We start from the raw sequence: 10,855 nt of genomic DNA on the forward strand, positions 1-10,855 counted from the left end.
AGATTTTAGTTCTACAAAGCAAAATTCTGAATTCAAAAGCCAAAACACTTGTCTTATTGGGAGCAAAACTTGGCCAAAACGGATAAAGTTTGAAAAACTAAAATTTAATCTTCCGATAATGAAGTAAAACCAGTTTCATTTCGCTTTATTTCATATGGAGAAAAACCAAATCGTTTTTTAAAGGATTTTGAAAAATTAGGATAATCGTTAAAGCCATTCATCACCGATATATTTTTCAAAGGTATCGTAGTGTGTTCAATCATAAAATAAGCTCTTTTCAAACGCTCATCATTATAAAATTGGTAAATACTGGTCTTAAAAAAATGACGAAAGCCATCTTTTAATTTATGTTCATTAGTACCAAATTCAGATGAAAGCACTTTTAGCGATGGAAGCGGTTCTTCAAGGTGTGCCAATATATAGTCATAAAGTTTCTGAATCAATAGTGCATCAGCTTTTCGAGTTTTAAAATATTTCTCGTTTTCATTTTCGTTCATCAAAGGACGATAAGAATCTTTGCGGGCAGGAGTAACAAAATTTAATATAATTTCAGAACTAATAACTAACCTTCCAATAGTACAGGAAACAGAAACAGGCAAATGTTCATTAGGTGTAAAATCTAAAGCAATAGTTGTGGGCGATGAAACATTTGCATCGAGTACATCATGAAGTTGTTGCAAAGAAGCTGTAGTAATAATGCCCGCCAAAGGCAGGTCTATCAATTCAGATTCCGAATAACCTAAAAAATAAGCAATTTCAGGAGTAAAGCTTTTGATAGAAAAAGAGGTATCCAAAACAAGTGTACTTTGAGCTATAAATTGAAGTTTTCTATGGGCATTAACATAGCCGACATTAAAAATCGACTCTTTCATTTCTTCTGCTACCATATTAATTAAAACAACTAGCGTTTCCAATTCGTCCTCATTGGAGCTTAAGGGAATGCTACTGCTAAAATTGCCACGTGCCATCTCAAATAGCATTTGATGAATTGTAACAATACGCTCTTCATTGTATGCTTTTTTCATAAGATTCAATTCTTAATTCTTCCTTTTATAGACTAAATGCTAAACAAAACCTTTTAGATAAACCAAAGCGTCATCTTCTTTAGTGAAAATTTGCGTAGGTACAGAAGGCTTACTAATCTCTACATAAAAAGTGCTAATAATTAAGGAAACTTTTTCATGTACAATAAGAGCTACTGCTTGTGTCAATATAGAGCCCGATTGTGCCAAATGATCTCTTCCAGATTTCTCAGTGGCAACGATACCTCGAATATCACACAGAATAGGATAAGACCTTTCATTTTGAAAATGAATTCTATCAGTTACGACACATTGAGCTACCTTAAGATCAATAATCGTATTGGGTTTATATTCAAAGAAGAGAATGCCATCGGCAATCCAAAATCGGGCATAGTCATTCTCATAAAAATCATGGGCTGCAATCATGTTTTATGAATTTTAAAGTTATAATTTAACAAAAATATAAACATTTAATAATAATATGGTTGTCAATTTAGGATTATTTGTTGTATTTTATAGTGTTTGTTGTTAATTCGGGAATTTGACTTGTCAATTTGGGAGTATTGAAGAAGTAGTTGAAATAACTTTCATTTTTTTTATGAAATTTATAACTCTATTTTAAAATAACACCAAAAAAGAAGTAACCAATGGCAAAAATTAGACACAATAACTTTATCGATACTGTGGATGAAGTTTTTTCGGAAGCAAAGAAAGAAGGCATACTGCACTTATATGCAGAAGACAAGGTATTAACAGGCAGGACAATCCAAATTAAAGGAAAAGAAATGTTTCATTTCGGAACAACTGGTTATCTGGGACTCGAACAGGACGACAGACTTAAGGAAGCTGCTATTCAATCCATACGTAATTATGGTACGCAATTCCCCCTTTCAAAATCATATATTTCACATCCATTATATAGTGAATTGGAAAGTAAAATCGAACAAATGTATGGTATACCACCTATTATAACCAAGAACAGTACATTGGGGCATTTAGCTATTATCCCAACGCTCATTAGAGATGAGGATGCAGTAATAATAGATCACCAGGTCCACTGGAGTGTGCAAAATGCTTGTCAACTTTTAAAACTGCGAGGAATTCCGGTAGAAATGATCAGACACAGCAATTTGGATATGTTGGAAGATAAAATAAAACAACTAAGTACCAAGTGCAACAAAATCTGGTACATGGCTGATGGGGTATATTCCATGTTTGGGGATTATGCACCCATACCTGAATTATTGGCGTTAACCCAAAAGTATGCACAGCTAAACCTTTATTTTGATGATGTCCATGGAATGAGTTGGAAAGGCAAAAATGGAACTGGTTTTGTTTTTGACGCGATCAAAGAACTACCTGAAAATTGCATTGTAGTGAGTACATTAAGTAAAACCTTTGGAGCCAGTGGGGCAACATTATTTTGCAAGAATCAAAAATTAAGAGACAAAATCAAAAATTTTGGAGGACCCTTAACTTTTTCCGCTCAGTTAGAACCAGCGTCTGTTGCAGCAGCAATTGCCTCTGCAGACATCCATTTATCTCCTGAAATACAATTGAAACAAAAAGATTTGGCGGATAAAATTGCCCACTTCAATCAATTGTTGTCATTAGGAAACCTTCCAATAATTTCAAAAAATGATTCGCCAGTTTTCTTTTTAGGAATGGGTACGCCCGCAACGGCTTACAACTTTTCGAAACGTTTATTCAAGGAAGGTTTTTTTCTAAACTTGGGGATTTATCCTGCTGTACCGATCAAGAATACCGGAATTAGAATTACGCTATCCAGTCACAATAAGCAACAGGACATTACTGCCTTGGCCGAAGCGTTGGAATATCATTTTCCTAAAGCGTTGGAAGAAACAAATAATAGTGAAAACAAAATCAGACAGGCTTTTGGAATAGACAGTAGAAAAACTGAAAAGATTTCGGAATCAAAAGAGCAGGAGCTTTTTATTGAAGAAAAAAACACGATTCAGGATATCGAAAAATCAGAATGGAATCAATACATGGGAAAATATAATATTTTCGATTGGGAAGGACTGGTTTATTTAGAGAATACATTCAGCCAGCATCCAGACCCGACAAACCAATGGGATTTTTATTATTACACTATTAAAGATAATAAAGGTGATACAATACTTATGACCTTTTTTACTTATGCCCTTTGGAAAGACGATATGTTGGCAACTGAATCTGTCTCCATCCATTTGGAAGAAATTAGAAAAACCAATCCCTTATACCTCACTTCAAGAGTATTGAATATGGGGACTCTATTTACTGAGGGAAAACACTGTTTTATCAATCAAGAACACCCTTTGGCAGAAAAGGCGTTGAAACTTCTTTTGGATAAATTAGAAGAAAAGTACAATGCTTTAAACGCAGATATGTTAGTTTTAAGAGATTTCGAAAAAGACAATTGCTTCAACAAAACAATTGTAGATCAAGGATATTTTAAAATAGACATGCCTGAATCTTGTGTAGTTCAAAACCATGTTTGGCATAACTACGAAGAGTTTACAGAAACATTATCTCCGCGTTCCCGTAAACATTTTAGTAAAGAGATAGAACCTTATGAAAAGTACTATGATGTTACAATAAAAGATAAATTGAGCAAATCAGAAATAGAAAGAGCATACCAACTATACCACAATGTAAAAGACAATAATTACGCTATCAATACATTTAAATATTCTCAAGAAGTTTTCGAAAACATGAATGAAAGTCAAAACTGGGAGTTCATATTATTAGCATTGAAAACAGAAACAGAAAATCCATTTGTAGGAGTTATGTTTTGCTACAAAAATAATAATCACACCTATGTCCCGGAATTAATAGGGATGGACTATAAATGGGCTAAAGAATACCAACTCTACAGGCAACTGTTATTTCAAACCATAAAAAGAGCTAATGAACTGCAGTTTCAAAAAATAGATTTTGGAGTATCAGCTTCCTTTGAAAAAAGAAAATTAGGAGCCCAAATAATTCCAAAAGTAGCCTATGTTCAGGCAAGAGACAATTACGCGATGGAAGTTATGAATACTTTGCAAAATGATTACAAATCAATTGCAAAATGACGAAGGCATATTGACAACTAATATTAAAAAGATGTTTGAAAAAGCAATTGAATCATTTAATACTGTCTGTAATGAAATTTTAGAGGCAAACGAAACAATGCAAAATAAGGCTTGCAATGGAATTGTATTGTGTAATAAAACATTAACGAACTTAAAAGAGATAGTCGATAAAAATGACTTCAACACTGTTCCAGAGGAGATTGATTTTTTCAAAAACATCAAACCCGTTCCTATGAGTTTATTGATTTATTTCACCGAAGTACGCTCCTGTGAATTAAGAATGCCTAAGGCGGGCAACACTTATAAGGTCCAATTCCTCCAAAAAGAACTGCGAAAAATCAATAAGTTTTTTTACAGAAATGCCGATTTTGTGCATTATATGGAACAAGGATACTGTTACCTAGACCATCAATTCTTTACCAGAAACCATCGGGATAATTTTCCTTTTACCCCCATGACAGATTACTACCAGTTTCCCGAATTTTCAACATCACAAGACATGCTTTGGGCAAAAGTAAAGGCAATGTACCGATTCATTCACTACATCCGGCAAGCACTAAAAAGACTAAAAGTCGATGATTCCGAAATATTTGAAGAAAAAAAACACAAAGTATTGGTATGGACAGGGCCAAAAACAGCTTTAACAGAATTGATTTATGCATTGTTTTCTAATGGGACAATCAATCATGGTGCTGCAGATATTAATAGTATAACAGCATCCTTTGAAGATTTTTTCAACATCAAACTAGATAACATCTATAAAACCTATACCGAAATCAAAGCCCGTAAAAGCAGTAAGACAAAATTTCTAGAAGAATTAACGTTAAACTTACAGCAAAAAATGTCGAGAGAAGACCAAGAGTAAAGTCGTAACTACGAAAGCACACAAGCAGTAAATCCATATTTAAAAGGATATACTGCTTTTTTTATGCTAGAACTAATCAAAGAATAATTCCTAGTAAAAATTAAGGTTTTTACGAATTTTAAATGTTAATTTTTTTCGTACTACGAAAGCCATTGGGATAAAATCCAATAAATGCCACTAAATAGACTAATCAATATCGATCTAAAACAGAAATCATCACTGTATTCATCTTTTATGACAGAATCACTCAAATAATTGAGGCCTAAAAAGAGAATATTTTAAATCGAATAAGAAATCATCATTTTTTAGAGAATTATTTTCCAATAAAACCAAGGCTTTAAGAATTTTAAATGTTAAATTTTTTCCGTACTACGAAAGCCATTGGGATAAAATCCAACAAAAGCTACTGAATTTTGTAAAAGCATATTAAACAGTACCTCGTATCTGGAAGAATTGCTACATACTGCGTATTGAACCTAAATTTTTGATTATGAATATTGACAGAATGGAATTTATGGCTTGGATGGAACGAATAATGGAGAGGTTCGACATCCTTATGGAATTGGTAAGCGGGGCTAAAAATCAAAGTACTATTATTGATGGAGAAGAGCTACTGGACAATCAGGATATTTTGCAAATGTTGAAGATAAGTACACGATCCCTACAGCGCTATCGTTCCTCCGGCAAGCTTCCCTATTATACAATCAGCGGAAAAATTTATTACAAACTGTCAGATGTGCACCAATTCATCAGAGAAAGTTTTACCACTTCCATGCCTAAAGTAAAAGTCAACGGGTGACAAATAGTGCCAATAAATGACAATTGGTACAAAACAGTGGAAGCTTCTTTTACTTTCGATATCGAACTTAAATATTTCAAATTATGAGCGAACAAACTTTAGATAAACCGCAATCTCCCGAACAACTATCGGACATATTATTGGTGCTGGATAAAGAGAAAAAGAAAATTCAGGCTGTAAAGGGAATCGATGAAAATGGCAAGCTGGAAACCGTTGACCCTACAAAGAAGAACCAGAACCAGTTTATGCGGGTTGATAAGCAGGGTGATTTCTTTTCCAACTTCTTCTCTAATTTCTTCAGTCAGTTGAAGAACCCTACCAATTTTTCATTTTTCAAAGTTCCTGAACCATTGGTTATTAATATGGCAAAAGAAATGCAAAAACAGATAGAGCACCCAACTTCTGAAGGAGAACAACTAATGAAGCAATACGAAGTAAAATCGGAACTAGATAAAAATAATAAACAAGAAAATAAAAATAGTATGGAAACAAAACAGACAACATCGGAAACTAGCGAGTACCGCTATAAACCGGAACAGATTGATTGGGAAACTATGAACAATCTCGGACTGAACAAAGAAAAACTTGAAAAGATGAACCTCCTTGATCCTTTACTGAAAGGTTTTAAAACCAATGAGCTTGTGCCTGTAAGCCTTAATCTCGGCACAGCCGTTACCCGTATGGATGCACGGCTCTCTCTGCAACAAAATGATGAAGGGGCGGTTGTGGTTGCCATTCATGGTATCCGCAAAGAACCTAACCTGAATTTTCCTTTTTTCGGTCACGAGTTCACTAAGGAAGATAAAGACAACCTGCTTCAGGCAGGCAATATGGGTCGTGTAGTCAATCTGACCAATCCAAAAACGAATGAGAGCATTCCATCCATTGTCAGCGTGGACAGGCTTACCAATGAGCTTGTTGCACTGCGAACAGACAAAATCAAAATCCCTGATGAGATCAAAGGCGTGAAACTAGATGATGTACAAAAGCAAATCCTAATGGAAGGCAAACCACTTTATTTAGAAGGAATGACTTCCAAAAAAGGAACTGCGTTTGATGCAACCGTACAATTCAATGCCGATAAACGTTTTGTAGAGTTCCTGTTTGACAGGGGTAACTCCAATAAGCAGATGCAAGGTAATCAGCAAGCCCAATCGCAGGAAGTTCCGAAAACCTTTAGGGACAAAGAGCTGGATAAGGAGCAATATCAGAAATTCAAAGACGGACAAACTGTTTATGTCAGCGGATTGGTAGATAAGAAAGGTAAGGAATATAATGGTTACATCACCTTTAACAAGGAAACCAATAAAACAGATTTCTCTTTTCAAAATCCGAATAAGGTTAAAGAACAGACGAAACCCTCAGAAGCATACAAAACACAAACAGCTGTTAATTCAGAAGGTAAAACCAATGAAGCAACCAAGAATATCAAAGAGCCTTTGAAATCAGGCCAAAAAAATCCCGACAGTAAGGAACAGCAGGAACAACAAGAAGCAGCTCAAGCACCTGCTAAATCCAAAGGGCGTAAAATGTAATTACCTAAATACATTCGTTGCGAAAAACTCTGGACTATGTTACTTAATAAACTTAAAAAGCATTGATTATGAATAAACTAATGATAGATGGACAACAATCTGTGGAAAAAAACTCTAAGCTACTATTATTAGTAGATATGGATAAAGTAGATAAGATAGTACTCGGAATGAAGGGAGTTGGAAAATATGATGAATATGAAACGGCAGAAGTAAAAATGGAAAATCATAGAGAGTTTAAAAGGTTTGATAAGAATGATAATTTTCTTCTCTACTTTCTTATGGATTTTTTTGCAAATATGCATAATCCAACACGTTATAAACTTTTCATTGTGCCAGAATCAAAAGCAGTTGAATTAGCAAAGGAAATTCAAATTATTATCAATAATCCTTACAAGGAAGGTGGATTATTGTTGAAGAAATATGAGTTACAGTCAGAACAATTACAAAAGCAATTGCTGTCTGAACAGGAAAAGCTACAGACACCAATGAAATCAAGTGGAAGAAAAATATAGTCACTTGAAATTTAAAAATGGCAAAGGTATTTTATGTGACAAATAGAATAAAAAGATACATATGAAAATAGTAATTGCAGAAAAACCAAGTGTAGCCAAGGAAATAGCAGGCCTGTTGGGAGCATCTGAAAAGAAGGATGGCTACCTGACAGGCAACGGCTATTATGTTACCTGGGCTTTTGGACATTTAGTAGGATTGGGTATGCCGGAAGATTACGGCATTTCTGGATTTCAGAAATCATGCCTGCCGATACTGCCCAATCCTTTTTTATTGACAATACGTAAAATAAAAAAAGATAAAGGCTATACGACAGATATAGGTGCATTAAAGCAACTGAAAGTAATAGAACAGCTCATTGGCCTTAGTGAAAAGATTATCGTAGCAACCGATGCCGGACGTGAGGGTGAATTAATATTCCGTTACATCTATGAATATCTGAAATGCAACAAACCGTTTGAACGCCTTTGGATTAGTTCGCTAACCGAAAAGGCAATCAAGCAGGGTTTTGACAACCTGAAACCCGGTAACGATTTTGATGGATTATTTCAAGCAGCGCAAGGCAGGAGCCGTGCTGATTGGCTGGTGGGCATCAATTCTTCGCAGGCACTGTCAATTGCCGCAGGCAACGGCATTTATTCGCTCGGAAGAGTGCAGACACCTACACTTGCTTTAATATGTAGGCGTTATCAGGAAAACAGAAATTTTTCGGTGCAACAATACTGGCAGATACAGTTGTCCCATACAAAAGAGTTCATAGATTTTAAAAGCCTTTCCAAAACCAAATGGGAAGACAAAAAACTGGCAGAAGATACGTTGAAGTCCATCCAAAGAAACAGCAATATTGCTACTGTTACGTCAGTAGAAATCAAAACTGTAACGGAGCAACCACCTTTGCTGTTTGACCTGACGGGTTTGCAAAAGGAAGCTAATAAAAAATTGAACCTGTCTGCTGAAGAAACTTTGAATATAGCCCAAAGCCTGTATGAAAAGAAATTTATTACTTACCCGCGTACCGGAAGTAAATACATTCCGGAAGATATGTGGGCAGAAATCCCTAATCTTATCAGGGCTTTGCAAGATATGGGAGTCTTCAAGCAAGCAGTAACCAAAGTGAAATGGGGGCATTTCAATAAACGTATAGTGAATGATCTTCGTGTTACAGATCATCATGGTCTGCTGATTACGGACAAAATCCCTTCGGCTTTATCGGCAAGGGAAAATGCAGTTTACAATATGATTGCCTTTCGACTACTGGAAGCAATTTCACAAGCCTGTACAAAAGAGATTACCGATATTACTTTACAGGTTTTGCATTATGATTTTGGTCTGAAAGGTTGCAAGATATTGGAGCCAGGCTGGCATTTCATCAAAGGCAGTTTCTCTGATAATGATGCCGAACCTCTGCAGGAACTACCCGAACTGAAAAAAGGTGATGAACTCAAAATCAAAGATGCTTCGGTTCTGGAAAAGAAAACCAGACCACCTGTGCTTTATACTGAGGCCGGACTTTTATCGGCTATGGAAACTGCTGGAAAGGAGATTGAAAATGAAGAGGAACGAAAAGCAATGCAAAACATAGGTATTGGTACACCAGCCACAAGAGCCACCATTATTGAAACCCTGTTTAGCCGTAACTATATTCAAAGGGAAAATAAATCCCTGATACCTACCGGTAAAGGATTACAGGTCTATGAACTTATAAAAGATAAAAAGATTGCGGACGTAGCGATGACTGCAGAATGGGAGTTGACTTTGCAGAAAATTGAAAACAACGAAAGTAATGCATATGCTTTCCAAAAAGAAATGGAAAACTATGCAGCATTAATTACCAATGAATTATTGCAAACTGCCATTGCACAAGAAAATCGGGCTATGCTTGACTGTCCCAAATGCAAAAATAGGCAACTGATTATAAGGGATAAAATTGTCAAATGTCCTGATGAGAACTGTAATTGGGTACAATTTCGAAATGTGTGTGGTGTGCAAATCAGTATAGCCGATATAGAAAACCTTGTAATCAAAAGAAAAACTACTCTCATCAAAGGGATGAAAAGCAAATCCGGAAAGAAATTCGATGCCTATATCGTATTAAATGAGAAAGCCGAAAGCTCTTTTGAATTTGAAAAATCTAAACTTCCGAAGAAATAATGAGTGATTCTATCATTACCCGTCAGGAAATTGAGAATCGAATTTATACTATAAGAGGGCAACAGGTTATGCTCGACAACGATCTCGCAATGATTTATCAGGTAGAAACCAAAGTCTTCAATCAGGCGGTAAAGCGTAATATAGACCGCTTTCCTGAATCCTTTTGTTTTCAATTGACACAGGATGAATTTGATGCAATTAACTTGAGGTCACAATTTGTGACCTCAAGTTTGAATTACGGGGGAAGACGTTATCTGCCTTATGTTTTTTGCGAACAAGGGATTGCGATGCTTTCAGCTGTACTCCGTAGTGATATTGCAGTAAAAGTTAGTATCGAGATAATGAATGCTTTTGTGGAAATGCGCAAGATACTTGTTAATAACGCAGCCTTGTTTCATCGACTGGATAAGATAGAACTGAAACAGATAGATGCAGACCAGAAATTTGAAGAAATCTTTAAGGCTTTGGAAAGTGGAAAACTGCATAGCGAAAAGGGTGTTTTCTATGATGGGCAAATTTTTGATGCCTATGCTTTTGTCTCTGATATTATTCGTAGTGCCCAAAGTTCCATTATCCTTATTGATAATTATGTGGACGATACGGTGCTAACCTTGTTGGGTAAGAGAAATATTAATGTTACCGCAACAATCTATACCAAAAGCATAAGTAATCAGTTACGGCTGGATGTGCAACGATACAACAGTCAATATCCCCCGGTTGAAGTTGAAATTTTTTCTAATGCGCATGACCGTTTTCTCATAATTGATAATACTGAACTCTACCACATCGGAGCATCATTAAAAGATCTGGGTAAAAAATGGTTTGCATTTTCGAGAATGGATATTGAGGTTGGCAGGATGCTCCAAATTTTAGCCATTTAGCAAAATTCTAAATAA

At 35.5% G+C, this 10,855-nt stretch carries 9 protein-coding genes; 7 read left to right on the top strand and 2 right to left on the bottom strand.

Annotated elements, in window-relative coordinates; genetic code table 11:
• Positions 1 to 104: 104 nt before the first annotated feature.
• The gene (locus AO58_RS0110570) at positions 105 to 1,025 is read right to left on the bottom strand and encodes a helix-turn-helix transcriptional regulator (protein WP_024981676.1); all 921 of its coding nucleotides are present in this window, start codon (positions 1,023 to 1,025) and stop codon (positions 105 to 107) included.
• A gap of 39 nt (positions 1,026 to 1,064) precedes the next feature.
• Positions 1,065 to 1,448, bottom strand: coding sequence for a DUF7793 family protein (locus tag AO58_RS0110575; protein ID WP_024981677.1), 384 nt, complete (start codon positions 1,446 to 1,448; stop codon positions 1,065 to 1,067).
• A 221-nt stretch (positions 1,449 to 1,669) separates the two neighbouring features.
• Between AO58_RS0110575 and AO58_RS0110580 the strand changes: the two genes are divergently transcribed.
• From AO58_RS0110580 to AO58_RS17205, 7 genes are all read left to right on the top strand, one after another.
• Positions 1,670 to 4,099: an aminotransferase class I/II-fold pyridoxal phosphate-dependent enzyme gene (locus AO58_RS0110580; RefSeq protein WP_024981678.1), complete on the top strand. Its 2,430-nt coding sequence runs from the start codon at positions 1,670 to 1,672 to the stop codon at positions 4,097 to 4,099.
• Positions 4,074 to 4,964, top strand: a complete 891-nt coding sequence (locus AO58_RS0110585; protein ID WP_232735267.1) for an RteC domain-containing protein — start codon at positions 4,074 to 4,076, stop codon at positions 4,962 to 4,964. Before AO58_RS0110580 ends, AO58_RS0110585 begins: the two co-directional genes overlap by 26 nt.
• Before the next feature lie 490 nt (positions 4,965 to 5,454).
• Positions 5,455 to 5,763, top strand: coding sequence for a helix-turn-helix domain-containing protein (locus AO58_RS0110590; RefSeq protein ID WP_024981680.1), 309 nt, complete (start codon positions 5,455 to 5,457; stop codon positions 5,761 to 5,763).
• A gap of 83 nt (positions 5,764 to 5,846) precedes the next feature.
• Positions 5,847 to 7,298: a DUF3945 domain-containing protein gene (locus AO58_RS0110595; RefSeq protein WP_024981681.1), complete on the top strand. Its 1,452-nt coding sequence runs from the start codon at positions 5,847 to 5,849 to the stop codon at positions 7,296 to 7,298.
• Positions 7,299 to 7,366: 68 nt separating this feature from the next.
• Positions 7,367 to 7,810 (top strand): hypothetical protein, encoded by a 444-nt coding sequence (locus tag AO58_RS0110600; RefSeq protein WP_024981682.1) that lies wholly within the window; start codon positions 7,367 to 7,369, stop codon positions 7,808 to 7,810.
• Positions 7,811 to 7,871: 61 nt separating this feature from the next.
• Positions 7,872 to 9,959, top strand: a complete 2,088-nt coding sequence (locus AO58_RS0110605; RefSeq protein WP_024981683.1) for a type IA DNA topoisomerase — start codon at positions 7,872 to 7,874, stop codon at positions 9,957 to 9,959.
• Positions 9,959 to 10,840: an ORF6N domain-containing protein gene (locus AO58_RS17205; protein ID WP_035717664.1), complete on the top strand. Its 882-nt coding sequence runs from the start codon at positions 9,959 to 9,961 to the stop codon at positions 10,838 to 10,840. Before AO58_RS0110605 ends, AO58_RS17205 begins: the two co-directional genes overlap by 1 nt.
• Positions 10,841 to 10,855 lie beyond the last annotated feature (15 nt).

It is taken from the genome of Flavobacterium succinicans LMG 10402 (assembly GCF_000611675.1).
Lineage (GTDB): Bacteria > Bacteroidota > Bacteroidia > Flavobacteriales > Flavobacteriaceae > Flavobacterium > Flavobacterium succinicans.